General features: G+C 70.4%; 17 protein-coding genes and 1 tRNA gene. 10 read left to right on the top strand and 8 right to left on the bottom strand.

The window, feature by feature from the left end; all coding sequences use genetic code 11:
* Positions 1 to 119 precede the first annotated feature (119 nt).
* On the top strand, positions 120 to 5,765 hold the full coding sequence (locus tag MB828_RS39480; protein ID WP_301652377.1) for a DUF4011 domain-containing protein: 5,646 nt from the start codon (positions 120 to 122) through the stop codon (positions 5,763 to 5,765).
* Here the strand turns inward: MB828_RS39480 and MB828_RS39485 are convergent.
* From MB828_RS39485 to MB828_RS39505, 5 genes are all read right to left on the bottom strand, one after another.
* Positions 5,756 to 6,415 carry a class I SAM-dependent methyltransferase gene (locus MB828_RS39485; protein ID WP_301652378.1) on the bottom strand — a complete coding sequence of 220 codons (660 nt, stop codon included), beginning with the start codon at positions 6,413 to 6,415 and terminating at the stop codon, positions 5,756 to 5,758. The two genes, MB828_RS39480 and MB828_RS39485, sit on opposite strands and share 10 nt — an antisense overlap.
* 708 nt (positions 6,416 to 7,123) lie before the next feature.
* Positions 7,124 to 7,196: transfer RNA gene (locus MB828_RS39490), tRNA-Arg, on the bottom strand.
* A 68-nt stretch (positions 7,197 to 7,264) separates the two neighbouring features.
* Positions 7,265 to 8,983: an IclR family transcriptional regulator domain-containing protein gene (locus MB828_RS39495; RefSeq protein WP_430381497.1), complete on the bottom strand. Its 1,719-nt coding sequence runs from the start codon at positions 8,981 to 8,983 to the stop codon at positions 7,265 to 7,267.
* A 68-nt stretch (positions 8,984 to 9,051) separates the two neighbouring features.
* Positions 9,052 to 10,311 carry a M6 family metalloprotease domain-containing protein gene (locus MB828_RS39500; RefSeq protein ID WP_133027998.1) on the bottom strand — a complete coding sequence of 420 codons (1,260 nt, stop codon included), beginning with the start codon at positions 10,309 to 10,311 and terminating at the stop codon, positions 9,052 to 9,054.
* A complete protein-coding gene (locus tag MB828_RS39505) occupies positions 10,266 to 10,448 on the bottom strand; it encodes a hypothetical protein (protein WP_301652562.1) in 183 nt (60 codons plus the stop codon). Before MB828_RS39505 ends, MB828_RS39500 begins: the two co-directional genes overlap by 46 nt.
* A 450-nt stretch (positions 10,449 to 10,898) precedes the next feature.
* Between MB828_RS39505 and MB828_RS39510 the strand changes: the two genes are divergently transcribed.
* Both MB828_RS39510 and MB828_RS39515 read left to right on the top strand, forming a co-directional pair.
* Positions 10,899 to 11,549 (top strand): TetR/AcrR family transcriptional regulator, encoded by a 651-nt coding sequence (locus tag MB828_RS39510; protein WP_133027996.1) that lies wholly within the window; start codon positions 10,899 to 10,901, stop codon positions 11,547 to 11,549.
* A gap of 246 nt (positions 11,550 to 11,795) precedes the next feature.
* Positions 11,796 to 13,334, top strand: coding sequence for an MFS transporter (locus MB828_RS39515; RefSeq protein ID WP_301652379.1), 1,539 nt, complete (start codon positions 11,796 to 11,798; stop codon positions 13,332 to 13,334).
* A gap of 75 nt (positions 13,335 to 13,409) precedes the next feature.
* On the opposite strand, the gene MB828_RS39520 is transcribed toward MB828_RS39515, so the two are convergent.
* Positions 13,410 to 13,925: a MarR family winged helix-turn-helix transcriptional regulator gene (locus MB828_RS39520; RefSeq protein WP_301652380.1), complete on the bottom strand. Its 516-nt coding sequence runs from the start codon at positions 13,923 to 13,925 to the stop codon at positions 13,410 to 13,412.
* Between the two features lie 177 nt (positions 13,926 to 14,102).
* Between MB828_RS39520 and MB828_RS39525 the strand changes: the two genes are divergently transcribed.
* Positions 14,103 to 14,915: a dioxygenase family protein gene (locus tag MB828_RS39525; RefSeq protein WP_240528553.1), complete on the top strand. Its 813-nt coding sequence runs from the start codon at positions 14,103 to 14,105 to the stop codon at positions 14,913 to 14,915.
* Between the two features lie 79 nt (positions 14,916 to 14,994).
* On the opposite strand, the gene MB828_RS39530 is transcribed toward MB828_RS39525, so the two are convergent.
* Complete coding sequence (locus MB828_RS39530; protein WP_301652381.1) at positions 14,995 to 15,513, bottom strand: GNAT family N-acetyltransferase; 519 nt, start codon at positions 15,511 to 15,513, stop codon at positions 14,995 to 14,997.
* 225 nt (positions 15,514 to 15,738) lie between these two features.
* Here MB828_RS39530 and MB828_RS39535 point away from each other — a divergent pair, with 225 nt between their 5' ends.
* Both MB828_RS39535 and MB828_RS39540 read left to right on the top strand, forming a co-directional pair.
* On the top strand, positions 15,739 to 16,752 hold the full coding sequence (locus MB828_RS39535; protein ID WP_133027992.1) for a sigma-70 family RNA polymerase sigma factor: 1,014 nt from the start codon (positions 15,739 to 15,741) through the stop codon (positions 16,750 to 16,752).
* Positions 16,753 to 17,355: 603 nt separating this feature from the next.
* Positions 17,356 to 17,949 carry a TetR/AcrR family transcriptional regulator gene (locus tag MB828_RS39540; RefSeq protein WP_301652547.1) on the top strand — a complete coding sequence of 198 codons (594 nt, stop codon included), beginning with the start codon at positions 17,356 to 17,358 and terminating at the stop codon, positions 17,947 to 17,949.
* Between the two features lie 23 nt (positions 17,950 to 17,972).
* Here MB828_RS39540 and MB828_RS39545 read toward each other — a convergent pair whose 3' ends face one another.
* Positions 17,973 to 18,944, bottom strand: coding sequence for a helix-turn-helix transcriptional regulator (locus MB828_RS39545; RefSeq protein ID WP_301652382.1), 972 nt, complete (start codon positions 18,942 to 18,944; stop codon positions 17,973 to 17,975).
* 62 nt (positions 18,945 to 19,006) lie between these two features.
* On the opposite strand from MB828_RS39545, the gene MB828_RS39550 reads away from it, so the two are divergent.
* The 4 genes from MB828_RS39550 to MB828_RS39565 all read left to right on the top strand — a co-directional run bounded on the left by MB828_RS39550 (position 19,007) and on the right by MB828_RS39565 (position 25,005).
* Positions 19,007 to 20,512, top strand: coding sequence for an MFS transporter (locus tag MB828_RS39550; RefSeq protein WP_301652383.1), 1,506 nt, complete (start codon positions 19,007 to 19,009; stop codon positions 20,510 to 20,512).
* Positions 20,513 to 20,853: 341 nt separating this feature from the next.
* Positions 20,854 to 21,615 carry a DeoR/GlpR family DNA-binding transcription regulator gene (locus MB828_RS39555; RefSeq protein ID WP_301652384.1) on the top strand — a complete coding sequence of 254 codons (762 nt, stop codon included), beginning with the start codon at positions 20,854 to 20,856 and terminating at the stop codon, positions 21,613 to 21,615.
* A gap of 29 nt (positions 21,616 to 21,644) precedes the next feature.
* Positions 21,645 to 22,592: a 1-phosphofructokinase gene (pfkB, locus tag MB828_RS39560; protein WP_301652548.1), complete on the top strand. Its 948-nt coding sequence runs from the start codon at positions 21,645 to 21,647 to the stop codon at positions 22,590 to 22,592.
* A gap of 262 nt (positions 22,593 to 22,854) precedes the next feature.
* A complete protein-coding gene (locus MB828_RS39565) occupies positions 22,855 to 25,005 on the top strand; it encodes a PTS fructose transporter subunit IIABC (protein ID WP_301652385.1) in 2,151 nt (716 codons plus the stop codon).
* Positions 25,006 to 25,120 lie beyond the last annotated feature (115 nt).

Here is a 25,120-nt window from a genome sequence, read left to right on the forward strand (position 1 = left end):
CGGTTCAGAGAGGATCATCCAGTTCCGTCCCTCCTGACGCCGTTGCGATGCGCCGCTAAGCTTCACCCATTTCGTCTGTTGCCTTCACGACCTCTTCACCAGCGAGGGAGCTGCGCTGTATGACCCGCCAAGGCAGGCTGCCTTCCACGGACCGCGCTCGGCTGGAGAGGTTGCTCGCCTCATGGCGGGACTCACTCATCGATCTGAGCTTCCGTAACCGGCTGCTCAACTACCAGCGCCGCTCGTCGTCCGCAGGCATGGATGTGGTCGAGCCCGGGTTGTCCACCGTACTGGAAGGGCTTTCCCGTGGCTGCTCCTTCGCAGCTGTACGCGAGGACGGTGACGAGAGCGCTTCGTCGGACGGCTTGGCACCCCTCGCCAGAGCGTTCCCCGCCGGTTCCGCCTCTGGGGCCAGGTCGATCGACACCCCTGCATCCCGGGCTGGAGTCGGCAGCAACCGCCCCGCTGTAAAGATCACCACGTCCAAGTCCACACAGGCTGAACAGGACCGGCATGTGCGCCGCCTCGCCCTCGTTGCGCGAGAGAAGTACAACGACTACGGCCTGTGGGTGCTTCATCTCGGTGTGGGCTTCCTCGACTGGACGCCGGCCCCGTCTGCTGAGAAGAGCTTCAGCTCGCCGTTGGTGATGGTGCCGGTCGTACTGGAACGGCGACGCGGTGACTCGTACGTCCTCAAGGCCAACACGGATGAGGAGCCGGCTCTCAACCCCGCCCTCGCGATCAAAATGGGCGAGTTGGGTGTTGACTGGCCACGCGTCGAGCAGGTGGAACACCGTGACATTCCAGCTCTGATCGCGCAGGTCCGGCGTGCGGTGGCGGGTATGCGCGGTTGGAAAGTCACCAATCGGGTGGTGCTGGACACGTTCAACTCCAGCAAGGAGGTTATGTATCGAGACCTCCTCGACAACGCCGATCGGGTGCAGGCCAGTGCTCTCGTGCGGGCCATTGGGCTCGGCGCAGACTCCGGCATCTCGCCTGGGACCTTCGCCTTCGAGCCGGCCGACGCGGATCGCATCGACGAGATCCAGCCGCCCGAGCAAGCCCCGCTTGTGCTCGACGCGGACTCTTCCCAGCGCCAGTGCATTGCCGCTGCGATCGAAGGTCGCAGTTTCGTGATGGACGGGCCGCCCGGTACCGGCAAGAGTCAGACGATCACCAATATGATCGCGGGCTTGCTGGAGCAGGGCCGTACCGTGCTGTTCGTCAGCGAGAAGGCAGCCGCGCTGGATGTGGTCCGCAACCGTCTGAGCGATGTCGGGCTCGATGACTACGTCTTGGCATTGCACAGCAACAACACGGGTCGGAAGCAGGTGGCGCAGGAGCTCGGCGGGGCATTGCAAGCGCCTCGCCGCACCCTGTCGGGCGGTGCCCGGGCCGATCTTCAGCGTGCTCGCCAACTGCGCCAGGAACTCTCCGGGTACGCGGCGGCGATGAACGAGAGCCGGCCCGGGCTCGGTATGAGCCTGCATGACGTCCTGGGCAGGATCTCACTACTGGACAATTCTCATCCACTGCCCGCTGACCCGGCCTTCGACGCGGCGGCGCTCACGGCCGAGGGACTCGACCAGGTGACCGTGGCGGCCCGCAAGGTCAGCAGGTCGTGGCGCCCGGCTTTGGAAGGCGCGGCATTCTCCTGGTACGGGCTGACAGAGGCTGGTAACCCGCTGCAGACGCTCGACCTCGCCACCGAGGCTCTCAGCGAACTCGATACAAGGCTGCTGCCGCACACGGCTCTGCTCGCTGAACTCAATTGGGAGGGAGTCCGTGACACCGCTCGGTTGACCGCGCTGCTGCACGTCGCGGGCGCTCGGCCGACGCTGCCGCACTCTTGGCTGACCGCCGATCACCAGGGCCTGACCACAGCGGTGGCGGGCTTCCGGCGCCGTCTGGACGAGGTCATCGAAGCCGAACGGTCGGCGGAACAGACACTTGGCGCAGAATGGGAGCGATTGCCTGCCGAGGCGGATCCCGCTCCGAGTGCCGAGGAGACCGCTCTGTCGGCTGTGCTGCCCCCGGCCATCGATATCAGTGTGCTGACTGCCGACGCCGCCCGTGAGCTCGCTGACCGTCTTGAGGCAGACGCCGTGGCACTCGACGAGGCGGTCCAGTCGCTGGCCGCCGTTGCCGCCATGTACGGCCTGCCCGCCCCCGAATCCTGCGACGAGGCCCTTCGCTTGGGCCACCTCGCCGTCCTTGCGGGGCAACCCGATGACGCCAAGCCCCTGCCGGCATGGCTCACCCGTGAGGGAGCGGCCGATGCCAGGACCGCCGCAATGGTCCTGCGTGAAGCGGTCAGGCGGCTGCGCGAGACTCGGAGGAAGGCCGAAGGAATCTTCACGGACCGGGTACTTCAGGAAGACTCCCTCGAAGAGGTCACGCACCGGTTTGCCACCGTGTACCGATCCTTCACCGGGAGGTTGTCCGCAGCGTGCCGTGCCGACCGGCGGTTGGTCAGGTCACTTCTTCCTGACGGCGGTAAATGCACCAAGGCGGTTGTGGCCGCGCTTCCGGCCGCGGTGGCTTGGCAGCAGGCGGCACGGACACTGGATGCTGAGGCCAGTCGCCATGCGTCTGTCCTCGGTCCGCGGTGGCGGGGCGAGGACACCGACTTCGATGGCCTGGACTCCCTTGTCACGCGAGCCGACGACATTCTCAGGCTCGCACCCCGAGTGACGAACCAGGACGCGCTGGCGCGCGAGGTAGCTTTCGGAGGACAACCGCGTGCTGCCGCGAGGAAGACCGCAGAACGGGCAGCCGCTCGGCTGGCCGAATGGCGCGACTCCCTGGTGCTTCCACCCGTGCCGGGACCGTCGTACGAATTGGAATCCGGAAGCCTCCGGGCCGCTGCGAAATGGAGCCGCGCGCATGTTGCACCTCTGCAAGAGGCCGAGCGACTGATCCGGACGGTGGAAGAGACCGCCGTCGCGAACGGAGGAGCAGTCGCGGCTCCGGGTACGTGGACTCTCTCCACGGCACGTGCCGGTGTGCATGCCGTACGGGCAGCGCGTGCCGCCGCGGTGAAGTTCCAGTCCGGAGCGGTAGACGACCGGGCACTGCTCGGGGATCTCTACAGGGGCCGGAGCACGAGCGTGTTGGACCTGACCGCCGCCCTCGACTGGATCACCACTCTGCGTGCGGCGTGCGGACTTCAGAAAACGGTGCCCCTGAGTGCGTCCACCGCCGAGATCCTCTACCACGCGGAAGCCGACACCGGACTGGAATCCGCCGCAGCCGCATGGGCACGGGCCGCAGAGGCATTGGCGGGTCTGTTCCGTCCGGAACGTGCTGAGCAGCTCCGTGAGTCGTTCTCCCGCGGCCAGGACGCGGCCTTGAAGGTGCTCGAGGTCCTGGACGGAGATCGGGGCGGCCCTGACGAGTGGCGCGCCTACGACAGAGGCCGCCGGGCACTCGACGACCTGAACCTGGGCGATCTGGTGGACCGGGCGGTGCGCCGCGGGGTTGCTCCGGCCGACTTTCCGGCGCTGGCCGAACGTGCGGCCCTCCGCGCCTGGGCCGATCTCCAACTGTCCCGTGATCCACGACTGGGAACCCCCCGATCCGCGGACCGCGATGACTTGGTGGCCGGCTTCCGGGAACTGGACGCGAGACTGGCCAACCACGCCCGCGCGCGCGTCATCCAGACCTGTGACGCCCGCCGCCCACGGACCACGGACGCTCCCGGTGCGGCGTTGCTCAGACGAGAGGGCGAGAAGAAGAGCCGGCACAAGCCGGTGCGAGAGCTCCTGGAGGCCGCCAGGGAGACGGTGCCACTGATCAAGCCGTGCTTCATGATGAGCCCCCTTACGGTCAGTCGATTTCTGCCGCCAGACCTCGTCTTCGATGTGGTGATCTTCGACGAGGCGTCGCAAGTCTTGCCGCAGGACGCCATCAACTGTGTCTACCGTGGTCGCGCACTGATCGTGGCCGGCGACCAGAAGCAGCTGCCGCCCACCGAATTCTTCTCCTCCACGGGCGATGACGACGAGGACGGTGAGGACGAGGAGTCCCCCGATCAGTTCCGTTCCGTGCTGGATCTGTGCAAGGCAAGCGGGCTGTTGGAGAGTTTGTCGCTGCGCTGGCACTACCGCAGCCGCCATGAGGACCTGATCGCCTTCAGCAACCGGGAGTTCTACGACGAGTCGATGACCACCTTCCCCGGGGCTCACGCCGAGGGCGCGGATGTCGGCGTCGCCTTCTACCGCGCCAGGCAAGGCGTCTACCGTTCCGGGGCAGCCGCACGGAACAACCCCGGGGAGGCCGAGGACGTGGCCCGCAGGGTGATCCATCACTTCAGTACGCGCAAGGGCAGATCGTTGGGTGTGGTCGCCCTGTCCCAGTCACAGGCCGTCGCGATCCAGGACGCCGTGGACGCGGCGCGCCGGAACCGCCCCGACCTCGACGAATGCTTCTCCGAGGACCGGCTGAACGGGTTCTTCGTCAAGAATCTGGAGAGTGTGCAGGGCGACGAACGGGACGTCATGATCCTGTCGGTCGGGTATGGACGGGACGCCCAGGGCAAGTTCTCGAAGAACTTCGGCCCCATGAACAAGGCAGATGGGTGGCGCCGTCTGAACGTCGCCGTGACCCGCGCACGCTACCGCGTGGAGGTCGTGGCCTCGTTCGATCCGGATGAGTTGGGGAACACCGGCAGCAAGAGTTTTCGGCACTTCCACCGCTATCTGCAGTATGCACAGAGCGGTCCATCCGTGCTCTCTCAGGAGACGGTGGACCCGGACGCCCAGCCGGAGAGCCCGTTCGAGGAATCCGTACTGGCGGTGCTGCGCGGCTGGGGCTATGACGTGCAGCCTCAGGTCGGCGTCGCCGGCTACCGCATCGATCTGGGCGTCCGGCATCCGCACCGGCCGGGGTTGTACGCGCTGGGGGTGGAGTGCGATGGCGCCATGTACCACTCCTCGAAGGCGGCCCGTGACCGTGACCGGCTGCGCGAAGGAGTGCTGCGCGGACTCGGCTGGGAACTGCACCGGATCTGGGGCACCGACTGGTACCGCGACCGGTCCGGTGCCGAAGCCCGACTGCGCGCCGCCGTCGAACGTGCGGTAGCCCTCGTCGGTACGAGCCACAGCGCCCCGGCGGCGGCCGATGGTGACGACGACGCGAGACCGGAAGCGTCGTCGTCACGAGCCGAACCACACATCGGGTCTGGGCGGCGGTCCTCTGCGAGTCAGGACGCCGCAACCCGGACTGCTTCAGCTTCTGCTCCCGCTGCGCGACAGCGCAGAACCGTGCCGAATCCGCGGCATGGCGAGTCTCCTTCGGTTGCCGTTTATCCGGTGACAGCGTTGGCCAGAACATCCCGGCAACGTGTGGAGAACGAGCTGTCCCAGATACACGAGTACCTGGGGCAGCCAGAGGCCCTTGATACCGCGACCGATTATCGGGTGCGTGCCGATAATCGGCGAAAATGGGAAAAGAGGCGTGAACAGCTGGAGGAGCGCGCCACTTTCCTGGAGAGCTTCCTCAGGGCAACCTCTGTTACCCCTCGCGCAACCGAGGGAGCGACGGTCGCCCCTGGCCGCTTGGTCGGCTTGACCTTCGGCGGTTCCGCGGGTGTCGAGGAGTACGAGATCACTTCGCAGAGCCCGGTCGCGGAGGAGGGTCAGGCGCTCAGTCCGTTCACTCCACTCGCAGCAGCCCTGCTGTGGCGCGAGGCCGGCGCCCAGGTGGAGTACGAGGACGGGTCCGGGAAGCGCCGCACCGCCCACATCCGACAGGTTCACGACTGAACGGCGGCGGTCGGCGGTTCTGCAATGCCGATGATGTTCCCGGCCATGGGCCGGATGCGGACCGACCATGCCTGAGCTGTGAGCTCGTCCGTGAGTGTCTGGGCATCGTGGAATACCTTCACGATGCGGTACTGGCTGCCGTCGTTGAGCCGGCGAAGCGCGGTAGGAGTCGGTTGGTTCGCGAGGACTTTCTCGTAGGTGGCTGCCGCTGGGCCGTCGTCGATGAAGATCGCTTTGCCGCCCGGTGCGAGCGCGGTGGCCACGGTGTTCCAGAAGTCGGCCAACCGTGTCGGGGGAACGTGGGAGAGCCAGAAGGCGAAAAACACGACGTCATAGCGTCGTGGTGGCTGCCACTCGAACAGGTCGGCTTCACGGAACTGGACGGTGGGGGATGCGGTGCGCGTACGGGCGATGGCCAGTACTTTGGGTGATGCGTCGACAGCCGTCACCGAACGTACCCGTTCGGCGAGCCTCAGGGTCCACTGGCCCGTTCCGCAGGCCAACTCCAGAACATCCCCGCCAATCGGGAGGTCATCGACGACAGCCAGCAACTTCTGCAGGGCTTCGTACTCTGCGTATTGCCGGTCGTACTCGGCCGCGCCGGCCGCGTAGTAGGCCATTTGCTCTGCCAGGAGAGCATCGTCATCCATGCGTGCTCCTCTCGTCGGGGTTCGCTTAGAGACAAGCTCCCCGCTCGCCAACTTGGACGCCGCAGACAGCGTCGTCCTTCACCTTTGGGCAAGGTCAAGAGTCATGGGGGCTTGGGCGCCGCCGGAGCAGATCGACTGAGACAGCATCTGGCATTTTCTGGCGCGGACGGCATCACCTGAGATTCCCGGCACCTCCACGTCTCAGGTGAACTGGTCGCCGCATGTCACGGGGACGACGCGCAACCAGATCATTTAAGACGGGACATCTGTTCGCATGCCTACAAGGAAGGGCACTTGGTTCCACGGCGCCCGCCCTCCGGCCTATCTCCTTTGCCTGAGGCAGGAGTTGGCCGGACAGCACATCGCGGTCGGCACACCAGGAAGCGTGGCGGGTGCTTCGTGCGGACCCGAGGCGCGGGACGCCGGGCGGGTGTGCGCCAGGGGGATCGAAGCGGTGAGCGCCGCTTTCGCCAGCGGATTCTCCAAATGCGCGAGCCAGGTGCTTCCGCCCCGCTCAGCATCGCCCAGAGCAGTTCGCCGGGGCTGGCAATTCCCCCTTGGATCATGATGAGGCTACAAGAAGCAGCCATGAGGTAGCGGCGAAGGGTTACTGCTCGTTACCCATCGTGCCGTTCCCATCTAGGACAAAAGCACCCGTCCGCGATCTTCGCCGACGGGTGCTGTGTCCGATTATCTAGCATTTTGTTGTGCCCCCGGCAGGATTCGAACCTGCGACACCCGCTTTAGGAGAGCGGTGCTCTATCCCCTGAGCTACGAAGGCGGGGTGGATCGTGGCCCGTGGGCCGTAGGCGTCAGCGTACCGGATACGGCTGGTGGGGTGTGGAGGTGTCAGGACAGTGGGACGTGGGTGAAGCGGGCGGCCGTGTGCAGGTCGGTCTGGATGTCGGCCGCCGTGGCGTGCAGGGCGGGGAGGAAGTCCGTGACGCAGTCCTCCAGGGTGCGGCGGGCCGCGTGGGTGGCCACGTTCAGCGCCGCGACCGGGCGGCCCGTCCGGTCGCGTACCGGTACCGCGATCGACCGCAGGCCCGACTCCAGTTCCTCGTCCGCCAGGGCGTACCCGGGCGGGTCGTCCGGGGCGAGGAGGGCTCGGCCGAGGGCGGTGTGGGCTGCCGGGAGGCGGGTGCCGACGGTGATGTCCACGGTGAGGACCCGGCTCGTGGCCGCCACCGCGATGTACTGGATCTCCTCGGGGGTGGTGCCTGGGACAGGGATCGCCAGTGCCGTCGGTTCGTGGAGGCGGTCCGCCAGGGCGCGCAGGTGCGGGGCGGCCAGGCGGGAGAGGGTGGTGCGGGACAGCGGGGGGTAGCCCAGGGACAGCACCCGGGGAGTGAGGACGAACGTGCGGTCCCGGGCCGTCACCAGGCCCAGGTGTTCGTAGGTGATCAGGGCCCGGCGGGCCGTCGCCCGGGCCAGGCCCGTCGCCTTCGCCACGTCCGTGAGGGTCAGGGCCGAGCGGCCCTCGCCGAAGGCGGTCAGCACCGTCAGGCCCCGGGCCAGGGACTCCACGAAGTCACGCCCCAGTTCGTGCTTCGACGCCGTCGTCCAGCCGGCCAGGCCCGAGGGGGGCGGGCCCGGCTCCGGGGGGTGGGCCTCGCGCAGTTCCCGTTCCATCGCCGTCACCGCCGCGCGGAGGCGAGGGAGGAGGGTGTCGCGCAGGTCTGCGGCCGTGTGGCGGCTGGTGTGGCTCACCACGCTGGCCACGCATGCCGGGCGGCCGGTGGCGGGGTCGCGGACCGGCACCGACACCGCCACCAGGCCCGGTTCGATCAGCTGGTCGTCCAGGGCCCAGCCGTCCTCGCGGGCCCGGTCCGCCCGTGCCGCGAAGTCGTCCGCACCGTCCGGTCCCCTCGGCGGTACGGCCGGAAAGCCCGCGTCCGTGGGGTCCGCGGCGCGGCGTGCGCGCCAGGCCCGCCACTCGGCCTCCGTCCAACCGGCCGCGAACAGCGGGCCGGGCGCGGTGCGTTCGGCCGGCAGCAGGTCGCCGATGCGGAAGCTGACGGACATCGCCCGGCGGCGGGTCGCCTGGTGGATGAAACGGATGCCGTCCCCGTCGGCGACCGCCAGGGACACGGACTCGTCCAGTTCGTCGGCGAGCGCGTCGGCGTGCGCGTCCAGCAGCGCGGGGAGGCGGAGCGCGGCCAGGTAGGCGTTGCCCAGTTCCATCACGCGGGGGGTGAGCACCGCGTCCCGGCCGTCCAGACGGACGTGTCCCATGCGGGCAAGGGTCGCGGTGATCCGGTCGACCGTGGAACGGGCCAGGCCGGTACGCCGTTCCAGCGCGCTCGCGCTCAGCGTCCCGCCCGCCCCGGTCAGCGCCTCCAGCACCGCCACGCCCCGGATCAACGGCGCGACCGCCTCGGCCGGCGGCTCGACCGACACCCCGGTCCGTGGTTCGGCCGACACCCCGGTCCGTGGGTCGACCGACACCCCGGTCCGTGGGTCGACCGACACCCCCGTCCCTGGTTCGACTGACGGCTCGTGCGGTGCGGGAGAGCCGGGAGAGGAGGCAGGGGTGGGGGAGGAGGCGGGCTGGGGGGCGGCGGGCATCGGTTCTCCGGTACGGCGATCAGGGCACGCCTACCGTAGACCGCGAGAGAGGGACAGGCGCCCCGCTCTCACCCCCGGCTCACCCGCACCCGGTACCCCCCGTCCCCGTCCACGCCCAGCACCCGTATCTCGATTCCGTGGCCCGGGTCCTTCAGGGTCTCGCCCGGGCCGAACGGGGCGTCGGAGAGTTCCGCCTGGACGTTGGGGCTGCGGGTGCAGCCGCCGCTGTCGCGGTGGGCGTCGTAGACCTTGATCGGGCCGCGCCCGGTGTCGACGTTCGCGTCGACCTTGTAGATGAGGACGCCTGGGCGGCAGACCTCCTCGTCGTTGCCGCCCTTGGTGCGCACCTCGAGGGCGTAGCCGGTGCGGCCGTCGACGGGGACGAAGACCAGTTTGCGGCCGCCCGCGCGGGACAGCGGCGTGAGGGTGAGGTCGGTGGTGCCGCGCTTCGCCGCACAGCTGACCTGGTCGGCGTCCAGCCACCCCAGCTTCCACTTGTGCCAGGCGAGCAGGTCGTTGTCGGCCCCCCAGTCCTCGCTCATGATGTCCCAGTGCCCCACCGCGCCCCCGCCCTCCTGGGTGTAGAGGTCGGGCAGGCCGAAGACGTGGCCGTTCTCGTGCGGCAGGACCCGGTAGCCGGTGCGGGCGTAGGAGCCGGAGCCGTCGTCCTGGCGGGAGTAGACGAAGGAGGCGTTGGCGACCGGTACGCCGTCGGCGACCGGGGCGTCGGCGTTGCCCGCGAAGGTCACCGACAGCACCGTGTCCAGGGCGGACGGACCGGCGTTCGGGGTGACCAGCACGTTCAGGAGGTCGTACGACCGGAAGTCCACGTCCGGGTCGGCGGCCGCCACGATGTCCTGGACCAGCTGCCGGTAGCCGGGGTCGAAGGGGGCGCCGCGCTCTATGCCGTACGCGGCGAACGGCTTGGGCATCCGCAGCCAGTGGTCGACCGGGGCGGCCGGCTGGTAGTCGAGCTTGCCGTAGGAGGCGGTCCGGAACCACTCCTGGGTCTGCGGGAAGAACTCGTGGTAGCGGTCGAGCGCGTTGCCCTGGCCGGGCGCGTCGGAGAAGTCGACCATCAGGGTCAGGGCGTGCACGGTGCCGGTCGAGCGGGAGTAGCCGCCCGGTGTGGGTATGCCCTCGGTCATCTGTACGTGGTGGCCGCCGCTGATCAGGCAGGGGCCGTACGCGGCCGAGCGGGCCAGTGCGATCGGGCCGGCGCCGGCCGGGGTGGGTGCCGCCGTGAGGTGCCCGGAGCCCGCCGACGTACCGACCGCGAGGATCAGCGCGGTGACAGCGGCGAGGCAGACCGCACGGCGGGGGCGTATACGACCGCCCGCGGTTCCCGCGGCTCCCGCCGCTCTACCGGCTCCCGCGGCTCCACCGGCTCCCGCCGCTCCCGCCACTCCACCGGCTCCCGCCGCTCCACCGGCTCCCGCCACTCCACCAGCTCCTGCCGCTCCACCGGCTCCCGCTGATCCCGCTGATATGGCGGCTCCCGCGGATATCCGCCGGCCCGAAGGAACCCGGCGGTGGGCGGGGCCGCGCCGGAACGCGGAGGTGCGGCGGCTCACGGGTGTACGGCGACCGGGGTGCGGCTGCATGCAGGGACCTTTCGCGCCACGGCAGCCGCCGGTGTCCGGCTGCACCCTTTCGATCACCCTGTGTCGAGGAGGCGGAGGACGCGCGCTGAAGAGGCCGATCGTGGGATTTCCCGGGCATGCGAGTGTGATTCAGGTCACAGGAATTAGAGGGAGGGTGGGGAAATAACCGGGGACCCTCTCCCCGTTTAGACCTGTGTCAGAGCGAAACGGGGACCCGGTCCCCGGATCACGAAGACACCGGATCACCGGCACCCGTAGCGGTACCGACCAGTCCCGGAGCAGTTACCGACCTACCAGACCAGGAGTGCGCCGTGCAGACCGCGACCGCAACCCCCGCCGTGCGCAAGGCACCCCGGCCCCGTGCCGACGCCCTGCGCAACCGGGAGCGGATCGTCACCGCCGCCCGCGAGATGTTCACCGAGTTCGGCCCGGATGTGCCGCTCGACGAGATCGCCCGCCGGGCCGGCGTCGGCAACGCCACTCTCTACCGCAACTTCCCCGACCGCGACGCGCTCGTCCGTGAGGTCGTCTGCTCCGTGATGGACCGGACGTCGGAGGCGGCCGAGCTGGCGCTCGCGGAGACCGGGGACGCCTTCGAGGCGCTGGAGCGGTTCGTGCACACCTCCGCCGACGAGCGGGTCAGCGCGCTGTGCCCGATGGTCTCCAGCACCTTCGACAAGAACCACCCCGACCTGGAAGCGGCGCGCGAGCGGTGTGAGCGGCTCATCGCGCAGATCATGGACCGCGCCAAGGCGGCCGGACAGCTCCGTCCGGACGTGGGCGTCGGTGACGTGATGATCGCGGTGGCCCAGCTCAGCCGGCCCCCGGCCGGCACGGGCTGCCTGATCAACGACCGCTTCGTCCACCGCCATCTGCAGCTGCTCCTGGACGGACTGCGGGCCCCGGCCCGCTCCGCCCTGCCGGGCACGGCCGTGACCATGGAGGACCTGCGCCAGTCCTGACCCTCCCGCGAACCACCGACCAACTCACGGATCAACCGACCGATCGGCCCACCGGTCAACCGGCCGATCAACCCACCGACCAACCGGGTGATCCGCCCATCGATCAGTCCTGGGCCGCCGACCGGTCCCGTATCTCACACGTCCGACGTGTGTGACGCGTCGCGCACGCCGATTACCGATTCTTCCTGCCGAATTCCGTCACGAACTCCCGACTTTCCGTCACGAAGTCACGAAGTGGGTACCCCCATGTCTGAAACAGCCGCCAAGGCTCCCGGCGCACCGGCACCGTCCGGTGACGCCAACCGCTGGAAAGCGCTCGTCTTCATCGCGCTCGCCCAGCTGATGGTCGTCCTCGACGCCACCATCGTGAACATCGCGCTGCCCTCCGCCCAGACCGACCTGGGCATCTCCGACGGCAACCGGCAGTGGGTCGTCACGGCCTATGCCCTCGCCTTCGGCGGTCTGCTCCTCTTCGGCGGCCGGATCGCCGACCTGTGGGGCCGCAAGCGGGCCTTCGTCATAGGCCTGACCGGCTTCGCCGCCGCCTCCGCCCTCGGTGGCGCCGCGACCTCCGGCGCCATGATGTTCGGCGCCCGTGCCCTCCAGGGTGTCTTCGGCGCCATGCTCGCCCCGGCCGCGCTCTCCCTGCTCGCCGTGATGTTCACGGACGCCAAGGAGCGTGCCAAGGCGTTCGGCATCTACGGCGCGATCGCCGGTGGCGGCGGCGCCGTCGGCTTCATCCTCGGCGGTGTGCTCACCGAGTACCTCGACTGGCGCTGGACGTTCTTCGTGAACATCCCGTTCGCCATCGTCGCCGCGCTCGGCGCGTACTTCGTCATCCGGGAGCCGGAGGGCGGCCGCAACCGCAACCCGCTGGACATCCCTGGCGTGCTGCTCTCCACCCTCGGCCTGGTCTCCCTGGTCTACGGCTTCACCCGCGCCGAGTCCGACGGCTGGGGCGACGCCACCACCGTCGGCCTGTTCGTCGCCTCCGCGGTGCTGCTGATCGCGTTCGTGGTCACCGAGGCCCGGGTCAAGGCCCCGCTGCTGCCGCTGCGCGTGGTCCTCGACCGCAACCGCGGCGGTATCTACCTCTCGCTCGGTATCGCGATCATCGCGATGTTCGGCACCTTCCTCTTCCTGACCTACTACCTCCAGGTCATCAAGGGCTTCTCGCCGATCAAGACCGGCTTCGCCTTCCTGCCCATGATCGCGGGCATGATGATCGGCTCCACCCAGATCGGCACCCGGCTGATGACCCGGGTCCCGGCCCGGGCGCTGATGGGTCCCGGCTTCCTGGTCGCCGCGGCCGGCATGCTGGTCATGACGCAGATGGAGATCGGCTCCTCGTACGCCTCGACGATCCTCCCCGCGATGCTGCTGCTCGGTCTCGGCATGGGTACGGCGTTCATGCCGGCCATGTCCCTGGCCACGCTCGGTGTCGAGCCCCGCGACGCCGGTGTCGCCTCCGCGATGGTCAACACCTCGCAGCAGGTGGGCGGCGCCATCGGCACGGCCCTGCTGAACACCATCGCCGCCTCCGCGACGACGTCGTACATCAAGGACCACATCGCGACCGCGACCTCCAAGCCGCAGCAGCAGCTGGTCCAGATGGAGGGTGCGGTGCACGGCTACGCCAACGCGATCTGGGTCGCCGTCGGCATGCTGGTGCTGGCCGCGGTGGTCGTGGTGGCCCTCGTCAACGCCGGCAAGCCCGAGACGACCGCGGTCACCTCCGGCGAGGGCGCGGAGGACGAGCTGGCGGTTCCGGTGGTCGCCCACTGAGCCGTGTTCCGGTGGGTCGCTCAAGCCGCTGAGCGACCCACCGCGGGGTACCCGCACGCGGACCTGTGCCGGCTCTCAGCGGAGCCAGGGCAGGTCCGCGCCCGCATCGCAGGGCTGCAGGCCTTCGGCGACGATCTGCATGATCTCGCCGAAGGCCTGCTGCTGTTCCGGGGTCAGCCGCTCGAACAGCGCCTGCCGTACGGCGGCCACATGGCCGGGCGCGGTGCGCCGCAGCACCTCGGCGCCCTCGTCGGTGAGGACGGCGAACTGGCCGCGCTTGTCGGAGGGGCAGTCCTCCCGCCGTACCCAGCCGTTCTTCTCCAGGCGGGCGACGGCGTGCGAGAGCCGGGAGCGGGTGATCTTCGCGTTCATCGCCAGCTCGGTCATCCGCAGCCGCCGGTCGGGCGCCTCGGCGAGCGCGACGAGCAGTCCGTAGTAGATGTGCGGCATCCCCGCGTCCCGCTGGAGCTGACGGTCCAGATGGTCCTCCAGCAGGGTCGAGGCGTGCAGGTACGCGCGCCAGACGCGCTGTTCGTCGGCGGTGAGCCAGCGCTGCTGCCGGGTGGTGGCGGATGCGGATGCCGTAGTCATGCGTCCCACTGTACGAGGCCGCTCCTTGAAGATTAAACAAGTCCGGCGTAAGGTGTCGTACGGAAAGCTTGAGAGTTAAAACGTCTCGTCACTCTCGTCACTCTCGTCACATCCAGTCAGCTCTGGTTACAGCTTGTTGCATCGGGTCGAGGAAAAGGCCCGGAGGGAGTCGCTGTCATGTCCGCCGCCGCCCCGGAGCGATCCGCCGCTTCCCGTGAGCGCATGCCCGCCCTCTACCTGAGCCACGGCGCGCCGCCGCTCGCCGACGACCCCGTCTGGCCGGGCGAACTGGCCGCCTGGAGCGCCGGCCTGCCCCGCCCCAAGGCGATCCTGATGGTCTCCGCGCACTGGGAGGAGGCCCCGCTCGCCCTCGGCGCCGTACGGACCGTCCCGCTCGTCTACGACTTCTGGGGTTTCCCGGAGCACTACTACCAGGTGCGGTACGAGGCCCCCGGCGCGCCGGAGCTGGCCGAGAGCGTGCGCAAGCTGCTGCGCGCCCCCGGCACCCCCGTGCAGGACATCCCGGACCGCGGCCTGGACCACGGCGCCTACGTACCCCTGGTGGAGATGTTCCCGGCCGCCGACATCCCCGTCCTCCAGATCTCCATGCCCACCCTCGACCCGGTCCGGCTGATGGAGATCGGCCGCCGGCTCGCCCCGCTGCGCGACGAGGGCGTCCTGATCGTCGGCTCCGGCTTCTTCACCCACAACCTCGCCGCCCTGCGCCACACCGGCGGCGGTGTGCCGACCTGGTCCTCCGAGTTCGACGACTGGGGTCACCGCGCCCTGGAGAACCGCGACTGGGACGCCCTGCTCGACTTCCTCGACAAGGCCCCGGCCGGCCGCTACGCCCACCCGCGCACCGAGCACTTCGCCCCGCTCTTCGTCACCATGGGCGCGGCGGAGGCGGGCGGCGAACTGGACGCGCAGAAGTCGGTGATCGACGGGTTCTGGCTGGGAATGGCGAAGCGGTCCGTGCAGTTCGGGTGAGCGGGGCGGGAACGCCCGGACAGAGGCCGCCCGGTCGGAAGCCGCCCGGACAGAGGCCGCCCGGTCAGAAGCCGTCCGGTCAGAGGTCCTTCTCGTACCAGGCCACGTCCCAGTAGCGGCCGAACTTGCGGCCCACCTCGCGGTACGTGCCGACGTACCGGAAGCCGAAGCGCTCGTGCAGCCGGGTGGACGCCTCGTTCGGCTGCGCGACGCCCGCGTACGCGCGGTGCAGGTCCTCGCGCGCGAGCGCCGCGAAGAGGGCCGTGTACAGGAGCGTGCCGACACCGCGCCGGCCGGCGTCCGGGGCCACGTACACCGTCGTCTCCACCGAGGTGCCGTAGGCCGGTTTCACGCGGTAGGGACTGGATGTGGCGTACCCGAGAATCTCCTGTGAGTCCGCCGCCACGGCAACCATCAGGCGGTACGGGCCGTCTTCCGGGTGGGAGAGCAGCCACGGACGACGCTCTTCCGGAGTGAAGACCACCGTGTCGAATGTGATGGGCGTCTCACGGATGTAGTGGTTGTAGATCTCGGTGAGGGCTTCGAGGTCCCCCTCGTTCCCCGGCCTGACCTGCACCTCTGTACGTTCCGACGACACCCTGACTCCTCACGTGGTCGCGCAGGATACTGCATGATCAGAAAAATCGGGGGGCAGCGTGGGAATTCTGTCCGGATTCCAGTCGTTGTTTCCATCAGATGCAGGGCACTCGGCGAGAGTCCGAGGAGTTCCAGGAGTGGAGTTCCCCAGGGCGTCGAGTCGAGGACCCGGCAGCTGAAGGACCGACAGGACCACCCGCCCGCCCACCATCGCAAGGGAGCACGCATGGCAACCCGTGCCGTCGCCCGTCGTAAGACCGCCACTGGCGAGGCGGCCGACTCGGCAAGCAGTGTTCGCGCCCGTGGCGTCCGCAGCCACACCGGCGAGATCGCCGACCGTGACCTGGTCGGCATGTACCTCGACGAGATCGCGCGCACACCGCTGCTCGACGCAGCCAAGGAGGTCGAGCTGTCCCAGGCCGTGGAAGCGGGAGTGTTCGCGCGGCAGGTCCTCGACGGCGAGGAGGAGTCCGCGTCGGACGCCACCCGTGAGGAGCTGGAGGCGCTCGTAGCCGAAGGTGAGCGTGCGAAGGACATCTTCATCCGCTCCAACCTCCGCCTGGTCGTGGCCGTCGCCCGGCGCTACCCGCGCAGCGGTCTGCCCCTGCTCGACCTGATCCAGGAAGGCAACGCCGGCCTGGTGCGCGCCGTCGAGAAGTTCGACTACCGCAAGGGCTTCAAGTTCTCCACGTACGCCACCTGGTGGATCCGCCAGGCGATCACCCGTTCCATCGCGGACCAGTCCCGGACCATCCGGCTCCCCGTCCACCTGGTGGAGGAGCTCGGCCGGATCCGCCGAGTCCAGCGCGAGTTCAACCGGGAGAACGGGCGCGACCCGGAGCCCGCCGAGATCGCCGCCGAGCTCGGCTCCACGCCGGAGCGCGTCATCGACGTCCTCGACTGGGCCCGTGACCCGGTCTCGCTGAACATGTCGGTGGACGACGAGGGCGACACCCAGTTCGGTGACCTCCTGGAGGACACGTCGGCGGTCAGCCCCGAGCAGTCCGTCCTGACCCTGCTGCGCAGCGAGGAGCTGGACGACCTGATCGGCCGTCTGGACCAGCGCACGGCGTCGATCATCAAGATGCGGTACGGCATCGAGGACGGCCGGGAGCGCACGCTGACGGAGGTCGGCAAGGAGCACGGGCTGACCCGTGAGCGCATCCGCCAGATCGAGAAGCACGCACTGCTGGAGTTGAAGAAGCTGGCCCGTTCCACCGGGTTCGAACCGGCGGCGTAAGGCGTGCGGCGGTGAGGGGGAGACGAGGGGAACGCGTGGACGTGGGGCTCGCGTGCCTGGGGGCGCGCGAGGTTCCACTCACCCTGGGCGCGTACGCCGGGTGGCGAAAGACGGCGCAAACATGGCGCGGTACCGCCGCTTCAGGACCCGTGCGCAGGGAACAACCATTCTGCACCGGGGCGAATCGTTCCGGCAGATCGCGTCACTGCCCGACCGCCTCTTCGACGACCCTCGACGACCTCTGACCGACCCCCCAGTGAGACCACGTCCCGACGCAACATCCCCCCCGGCGCCGGGACTTTCCCAGAGCCGGGCTCTGGCGCCCATCCCCCCCGGGCGCCGGAGCCCGGTTCCATGCGTTCCGCGGGTCCACCGGTGCTGATCCTCCCCCGCATGCCGGAACGGTGGTCCACCCCGTACCTGAACCACGGGGTGAACCACCGGATGGCAGATTCTGCCACAGCGGCATAGCCTGCCGAGGTGAGCACCCCCCGCACTACCGGCACTACCGGCACCACTGGCACTACCGGCACCACTGGCACCACCCCCGAGCAGTACCCTCCCGCCGCCTCCCTGACGGAGCGGCGCAAGGCCGAGACCCGGATGGAGATCGCCCGGGCCGCCGCGGGCCTCTTCGTACGGCACGGTCTGCGGGCCACCCGCGCCGAGGACATCGCGCAGGCCGCGGGCATCGCCCCGCGCACGTTCTACCGCTACTTCGCCACCAAGGAGGAGGCCGTCGCCCCGCTCTACGCGGCGGGCGCCCGGCGCTGGGTGGAGGCGGTGCGGTCGGCCCCGGCGGACCTCTCCGTACCCGACGCCCTCGAACACGCCGTCCACCACACGCTCACCCCGGGCGCCGGTGTCTCGGCGGCTTCCTGGGAGTGGGTCCGCACCCTGATCCACCTGGCCGAGACCAGCCCGGCGCTGCGGAAGGTGTGGGCGGAGGTGTGCCAGTCCGCGGAGGACCTGCTGGCCGCGATCCTGGCGGAGCGCACCTCGAACCCGGAGGACGACGTCGCCCCGAGCCCCCGCCTCCGCTTCACGGCGGCGGTGGCCGGCGCGGCGGTCCGGGTCGCGGTGCAGTCCTGGGCGGCGGGCACGGCACCACCGTCGGGGGAGAGGGGCCCCGGCGCGCTCGCGCTGCGCAACCTGGCGGCGCTGCGGCAGTTCGACTGGGAAGACGGCAAGAACTGACGACACCTCAACCCGCCCCCGGCTCACGCCCCCTCGCCGGCACGGGTCAGTCGGCCGCCCAACTCCCTCACGCACGTCACCAGTTCCGGTGGCTCCCGTACCGTGAACTCGCACCGCGCCATCACCAGCCGCACCGCCAGCCACTCCACCGGATCCCCGGTGGTCCCCCGGACGACACACCGGCCGCCGTCCCCTTCGCTCACCGGCGTCCCCAGCCACGCCGGCAGCCGGGCCGACACCTCCTCCACCGACCCCGCGAAGGCGACCACGAACTCGTACGTCTCCTGCTGCCGTTGGATCGACCGCCGCAGGAACTCCGCCGCGTTCCCGGTCGGCAGCTCGCGCGGGGTGAACCGCGCCCCGGTCGCGAACGGCTCGCTCACCCGGTCGACCCGGAACGTCCGCCAGTCGGCGCGGTCCAGGTCGTACGCCACGAGGTACCAGCGCCGCCCGGTCGACACCAGCCGGTACGGCTCGGCCTGCCGCCGGGTCTCGCTGCCGTCCGCCGCCCGGTAGCCGAACCGCAGCCGCTCCCGCCCCGCGACCGCCGAGGCCATCACGGTCAGCGTCTCCGGCGCGATGCTCGCCCCGTCGCCGACGGTCAGCGGGGTGGTCGCGGCCTGGAGCGTGGACACCCGGTGCCGCAGCCGGGCCGGCAGCACCTGCTCCAGCTTCGCCAGCGCCCGCACCGACGCCTCGTCCACCCCGGCCACGGCGTGCCCGGCACCGGCCCGCAGCCCGACCGCGATGGCCACCGCCTCCTCGTCGTCGAGGAGCAGCGGCGGCATCGCCTTCCCGGCGACCAGCCGGTACCCGCCGTCGGACCCCTTGCTGGCCTCCACGGGGTACCCCAGCTCCCGGAGCCGGTCGATGTCGCGCCGCACGGTTCGCCGGGACACCCCGAGCCGGCCGGCCAGCTCACCGCCGGGCCATTCACGGGGCGTCTGGAGCAGAGACAGCAGCTGGAGGAGCCGGGCCGGCGTGTCCGTCGTCATGCAGATGAGGATGCCGTACCAGTAGGACAGGATCTGGCCTAGTGCATGTCTACGGTGCCGATATGACTTCCACGCTCCCCGGACCCCCGCCGGACCGAACCCGCTGGCTGGCCCTGGCCATCGTCATGACCGCCGCCTTCATGGACCTCGTCGACGTCACGATCGTCAACATCGCGATCCCCTCCATCCAGCGGGACGCCGGCGCCTCCTTCAGCCAGATCCAGTGGATAACCGCCGGTTACGCCCTCGCCTTCGCGGCCGGCCTGATCACCGGTGGCCGCCTCGGCGACATCCACGGCCGTAAACGGCTGTTCCTCGTCGGCGTCGCGGGCTTCACCCTCGCCTCGGCCCTGTGCGGCTTCGCCGCCAACCCCGGGATGCTGGTCGCCGCCCGCATCCTGCAGGGTGCCATGGCGGCGATGATGGTCCCGCAGGTCCTGTCGATCGTGCACGCCACCTTCCCCGCCCACGAACGCGGCAAGGTGTTCGGCCTGTTCGGCGCGATCGTCGGGCTGGGCGCGGTCTCCGGCCCGCTGCTCGGAGCCCTGCTCACCGAGTGGAACCTGTTCGGACTCGAATGGCGCCCGATCTTCCTGATCAACCTCCCGGTGGGCATCGCGGCGCTGCTCCTGGGCCGCCGCTACATCGGCGAGTCCAGGGCTCCGCGCGCCCTGAAGCTGGACCTCGTCGGCGTCGCCCTGGTCACCCTCGGCCTGCTGATGCTGCTCTACCCGCTGACCCGCGGCCGCGAGCTGGGCTGGCCGCTGTGGGGGTACGCGTCGATGGCCGGCGCGCTCGTCGTCTTCGGCGTCCTGGTCGCGTACGAACGCCGGAAGGCCGCCGCCGACGGCTCCCCGCTCATCGAGACGTCCCTGTTCACCGTGAAGAGCTTCGCCGCGGGCATCGCCGTCCAGACCGTGTTCGGTGTCGCGCTCGGTGTCTTCTTCCTGGTCTGGACGCTGTACATGCAGATCGGCCTCGGCTGGACCCCGCTGCACGCCGGGCTCACGGGCGTGCCGTTCTCCATCGCGGTGTCGGTGGCGGCCGGCATGTCCGTGCAGAAGCTGGTCCCGCGCTTCGGCCGCGGGGTGCTCCAGGCCGGTGCCCTGCTGATGGCGCTCGGGGTGCTGGTCTACGTCTGGGAGTCGCACCGCTACGGACTCGCCATCGCCTCCTGGCAGATGGCGCTGCCCCTGGTCGTGATGGGTGCGGGCATGGGCCTGATCGTCGCGCCGCTGACCGACGCGGTGCTGTCGGAGGTGCCGCGCGAGCACGCCGGTTCCGCCTCCGGCCTGATCAACACCGTGCAGCAGATGGGCAACGCGCTTGGGCTCGGCCTGGTCTCGGTCGTCTTCTTCGGTGTCATCGGCGACCGGCTGACCCCGGCCCAGGTCGGCCCGGCCTTCGCGAACGCCTTCCAGCACGCGCTGCTCTGGGTGGCCGCCGTGCTGGCCGTGATCTTCCTGCTGATGTTCGCCCTGCCGAAGCGCCCGGCACAGCACCTGGAGGCGGGCGCGGCGGACGAACCGGAGCAGTCGGCGGAGCCGGAGGCCGAACTCGTCCACTGACCATCCGCCCGACCTCCGACGAGGGGCCCCGCACCGCAAGGTGCCGGGCCCCTCGTCGCACGCGCCCTGAGCAGGCCGTGAGCAGGCCGTGAGCAGGCCGTGAGCGGGCCGTGAGCGGGTCCTGAGCGCAGGACCGGAACAGGACCGCAACGGGTCCGGTAACGGCCGGAAGTCCGATCATGCCCGTTTGAGGTCCGAACCTGTTTACTTTCCGGAAATCCCGGCGTAGCCTCCCAGTGAAACCACAAGTTCGGGCATGAGTCGGACACAGTCGGACCCGGCCGGACATCGAGTGGACGTCGTATCGAGTGGTCGCATCGCTGGAGCGGAGGCACAGGGGCATGTACGCACCGGAGCGGCAGCAGGAGATCCTCCGGCTCGCCCGTGACGGCGGCCGGGTGGACGTCGTGTCGCTCGCCGAGGAGTTCCAGGTCACGCAGGAGACGATCCGCCGCGACCTGAAGGCCCTCGACCGCGCCGGCCTGGTCCGCCGGGTGCACGGCGGTGCCATACCGGCCGGGCGCCTCGACTTCGAGCCCGACCTCGCCGAACGCGAGTCGACCTCGGCCGACGAGAAGGACCGCATCGCCAAGGCCGCCGTCCCGGAGCTGCCCATCGAGGGCACCCTGATCCTTGACGCCGGCACGACGGTCGCCCGGCTCGCCGCGGCCATCCCGCTGGAGGCGAACCTCACGGTCGTCACCCACAGCCTGCCGATCGCGGCCCGCCTCGCCGACCACCCGGGCATCCAGCTCCACCTCGTCGGAGGGCGCGTACGGCACCGTACGCGCGCCGCCGTGGACGCCTGGGCGCTGCGCGCGTACGGCGAGATCCGCGCGGACGTCCTCTTCGTCGCCGCCAACGGCTTCTCCGCCGAGCAGGGCCTGACCACCCCCGACCTCGCCGAGGCCGCGGTCAAGCGGGCCGCCGTGGCCGCCGCCCGCCGGGTGGTGCTGCTCGCCGACTCCGCCAAGCACGGCCAGGAGCACTTCGCCCGCTTCGGCGCCCTGGGCGACGTGGACCTGCTGATCACGGACACCGGACTGACCCCCGAGGACGCCGCCGCCATCGAGCGCGGCGGCACGGAAGTAGTACGAGCATGAGCACCACGAACAGCACGAACGGTACGGGCATGATCCTCACCGTCACCCCCAACCCCTCCCTCGACCGCACCTACGAGGTCCCCGCCCTGGAGCGCGGCGAGGTCAACCGCGCCACCGGCGACCGCATGGACCCCGGCGGCAAGGGCGTGAACGTCTCCCGTGCGGTCGCCGCGGCCGGATGGCGGACGGTCGCCGTGCTGCCGCTGGGCGGTGCGCCGGGGGCGCTGGTCGCCGATCTGCTCGACGCGCAGGGCATCGAGGTCGCGCCGGTCCCGGTCGCCGGGGCCACCCGCTCCAACATCGCCCTCGCGGAGTCCGACGGGGTGCTCACCAAGATCAACGCACCGGGTCCCGAACTCTCCGCCGAGGAGCAGGAACTCCTCCTCGACACCGTGCGCGAGCAGTCCCGCGACGCCGGCTGGATCGCCTGCTGCGGCAGCCTGCCGCGCGGCCTCGCACCCTCCTGGTACGCCGATGTCGTCGCCCGGGCGCACGCCGAGGGAGCGCGGATCGCGCTGGACACCTCGGGGCGCGCGCTGCTCGAGGCGCTGCGCGAGTGCCCGGACGTGGTGAAGCCGAACGCCGAGGAACTCGCGGAAGCCGTCGGCCGCCCCCTGGCGACCGTCGGCGACGCCCTGAAGGCAGCCGAGGAACTGCGGGGCATGGGCGCCCGCGCCGTGCTCGCCAGCCTGGGCGCCGACGGCCAGCTCCTCGTGGAGGACACCGGCGCCTGGTTCGCGAGCGCCCGCGTGGACGCCGTCCGCAGCAACGTGGGCGCCGGCGACTCCTCCCTCGCCGGTTTCCTCATCGCCGGCGGCAGCGGCCCGAAGGCCCTCGCCTCCGCCGTCGCCCACGGCGCCGCCGCCGTCCAGCTGCCCGGCAGCGTGATGCCCACCCCGGCCGACCTGGACCCCACGGCGGTGACCGTCACCAACCTGGTCCCCGTCGACCGCGAACTGACGGAGCCGGTGTCATGAACCCAGACACGACCGCCACGACCGCCACGACCGCTCGTACCGTCGCGCTCCGCCCCGCCGCCCGCCGACGACCCGTCCAGGAGCGGCGAGGTCCCTCGTTACTCGCCGCGCCCACGGGCCGTCGGGGCACCCTGAGCCGCCCCGCCGTCCCCGGGAGGCGGGGCTTCCCCGGCCCCGTCTCCCACCCAGCCCCCCACGGCACCCCCGTCCCCACCCCCGCCCACCCCACACTCCGGGCGATACGCGTGCATAGGAGCCCGCGATGAGCGACATGATCACCGCGGACCTGGTCGATCTCGACCTGTCCGCCGACACCAAGGAAGCGGCGGCGCGCGCCCTCGCCGAGCGCATGGTGACCCTGGGCCGGGTGACCGACCTGGAGGGCTTCCTCGCCGACGTGGCCGCCCGCGAGGCCCAGATGCCGACCGGGCTCGACGGCGGCATCGGCATCCCGCACTGCCGCAGCGCGCACGTCACCGAGCCGACGCTGGCCTTCGGGCGCAGCGCCGCCGGCATCGACTTCGGCGCCCCCGACGGCCCCGCCGACCTTGTCTTCCTGATCGCGGCCCCGGCCGGCGCCGACGACGCCCACCTCACGATCCTCTCCTCGCTGGCCCGCCGGCTGATGGACAGCGAGTTCACGGACGCGCTGCGGTCCGCGGGCGACGCGGAGACGGTGGCGGCGCTGATCCGGGGCGACGAGACGACCGCCCCCGCGAAGGACGCCGAGCCGGCCGAGAGCCCCGCCGTGAGCGCGGGCGCCCCTGCGAGCGGCGCCGACGCGAGCGGCGCGGGCGCCTCCCAGGACACCGCTGCGGCGCCGGCGGCGGCCTCCGCCGGCCCCGCAGCGGCCGACACCGGCACGCGCACGGGCACGGGCACGGGCGCCGGCTCTCCCGGCTCCGCCGAGCGTCCCTTCCGTATCGTCGCCGTCACCTCCTGTCCCACCGGTATCGCCCACACCTACATGGCCGCCGAGTCCCTGGAGAGCGCGGGCCGCGACGCGGGCGTGGAGCTCGTCGTCGAGACGCAGGGCTCGGCCGGCTTCACCCGGCTCGACCCCGAGGTCATCGCGGCGGCGGACGGTGTGATCTTCGCGCACGACGTCCCCGTCCGGGAGAAGGAGCGCTTCGCGGGCAAGGCGACCGTCGACGTCGGTGTGAAGGCGGGCATCAACCGCCCCGCCGAACTCATCGGCGAGGTCCGCGCGAAGGCGGCCCGCGGCGAGGTCACCTCCGGATCCGCACCGGGCACGCCGGTCGAGCGTGCCGGTGAGGCCGGCGAGGGCTACGGCACCAAGCTGCGCAAGTGGCTGATGTCCGGCGTGAGTTACATGGTCCCGTTCGTCGCGGCCGGCGGTCTGCTGATCGCCCTCGGCTTCGCGATCGGCGGCTACGAGATCAAGTCGGCGCCGTCCGTGATGAACCACTTCGTGTGGACCCAGACGGACAGCTGGGCCGCCCTGATGTTCCAGATCGGCGCCGTCGCCTTCGGCTTCCTGGTCCCGGTCCTGGCCGGCTACATCGCCTACGGCATGGCGGACCGGCCGGGTCTGGTCCCCGGCTTCGTGGGCGGCATGATCGCCTCCACCATCAACGCGGGCTTCCTCGGCGGCCTGGTCGCCGGTCTGCTCGCCGGTGGTGTGGTGATGGCCATCCAGAAGATCAACATCCCGGCGGTGCTGCGCGGCATCATGCCGGTGGTGGTGATTCCGTTGATCTCCACGGCGATCGTCGGATTCCTGATGTTCGTCGTGGTCGGCAAGCCCATCGCCTCCGCCCAGAAGGGCATGACCGACTGGCTGAACGGCCTCTCCGGCTCCAACGCCGTCCTGCTCGGTGCCCTGCTCGGCCTGATGATGTGCTTCGACCTCGGCGGCCCGGTCAACAAGGTCGCCTACACCTTCGCCACCGCCGGTATCGCCGTCTCCAACCCCAGTGACTCCGCGATGAAGATCATGGCGGCGGTCATGGCGGCCGGTATGGTCCCGCCGCTGGCGATGGCCCTCGCGACCACCGTGCGCGGCAAGCTCTTCACCGAGACCGAACGGGAGAACGGCAAGGCCGCCTGGGTCCTGGGTGCCTCGTTCATCTCGGAGGGCGCCATCCCGTTCGCGGCGGCCGACCCGCTGCGCGTGATCCCGTCCTCGATGGTCGGCGGCGCGATCACCGGTGCCCTGTCGATGACCTTCGCGGCCACCCTGCGCGCCCCGCACGGCGGCATCTTCGTGGTCCCGCTGATCGGCAACCCGTTCCTCTACCTGATCGCCATCGCCGTCGGCGTCTGTGTCACCACGGCCCTGGTCGTCGTCCTGAAGGGCATGCGCAAGCCGGCCGGGCAGGCCTCGGCGGCCGGCTCCGCGTCCGGTACGGCCGCCGCCGCGAAGGAGGACAGGCAGCCGGTCGCGGCCTGAGCGCCGGCGCGGCCCGCGCCCCTCTTGTCCCTTTGATTCGCTGTGAGTTGTTCACGGCACCTGCGAGATACGTCACGGTCCGGGGCCAAAGTCCCGGACCGTGGTGTGTACTGGG

This window comes from Streptomyces arenae (assembly GCF_022343545.1).
GTDB classification, from domain to species: Bacteria; Actinomycetota; Actinomycetes; order Streptomycetales; family Streptomycetaceae; genus Streptomyces; species Streptomyces humi.

Bases quoted from the DNA above. Each gene is read 5' to 3' on its own strand.
- MB828_RS39480 (WP_301652377.1), top strand. From the start codon at position 120: ATGACCCGCCAAGGCAGGCTGCCTTCCACGGACCGCGCTCGGCTGGAG.
- MB828_RS39485 (WP_301652378.1), bottom strand. From the start codon at position 6,415: ATGGATGACGATGCTCTCCTGGCAGAGCAAATGGCCTACTACGCGGCC.
- MB828_RS39495 (WP_430381497.1), bottom strand. From the start codon at position 8,983: ATGCCCGCCGCCCCCCAGCCCGCCTCCTCCCCCACCCCTGCCTCCTCT.
- MB828_RS39515 (WP_301652379.1), top strand. From the start codon at position 11,796: ATGTCTGAAACAGCCGCCAAGGCTCCCGGCGCACCGGCACCGTCCGGT.
- MB828_RS39520 (WP_301652380.1), bottom strand. From the start codon at position 13,925: ATGACTACGGCATCCGCATCCGCCACCACCCGGCAGCAGCGCTGGCTC.
- MB828_RS39525 (WP_240528553.1), top strand. From the start codon at position 14,103: ATGTCCGCCGCCGCCCCGGAGCGATCCGCCGCTTCCCGTGAGCGCATG.
- MB828_RS39535 (WP_133027992.1), top strand. From the start codon at position 15,739: ATGGCAACCCGTGCCGTCGCCCGTCGTAAGACCGCCACTGGCGAGGCG.
- MB828_RS39540 (WP_301652547.1), top strand. From the start codon at position 17,356: ATGGAGATCGCCCGGGCCGCCGCGGGCCTCTTCGTACGGCACGGTCTG.
- MB828_RS39545 (WP_301652382.1), bottom strand. From the start codon at position 18,944: ATGACGACGGACACGCCGGCCCGGCTCCTCCAGCTGCTGTCTCTGCTC.
- MB828_RS39550 (WP_301652383.1), top strand. From the start codon at position 19,007: ATGACTTCCACGCTCCCCGGACCCCCGCCGGACCGAACCCGCTGGCTG.
- MB828_RS39555 (WP_301652384.1), top strand. From the start codon at position 20,854: ATGTACGCACCGGAGCGGCAGCAGGAGATCCTCCGGCTCGCCCGTGAC.
- pfkB (WP_301652548.1), top strand. From the start codon at position 21,645: ATGATCCTCACCGTCACCCCCAACCCCTCCCTCGACCGCACCTACGAG.
- MB828_RS39565 (WP_301652385.1), top strand. From the start codon at position 22,855: ATGAGCGACATGATCACCGCGGACCTGGTCGATCTCGACCTGTCCGCC.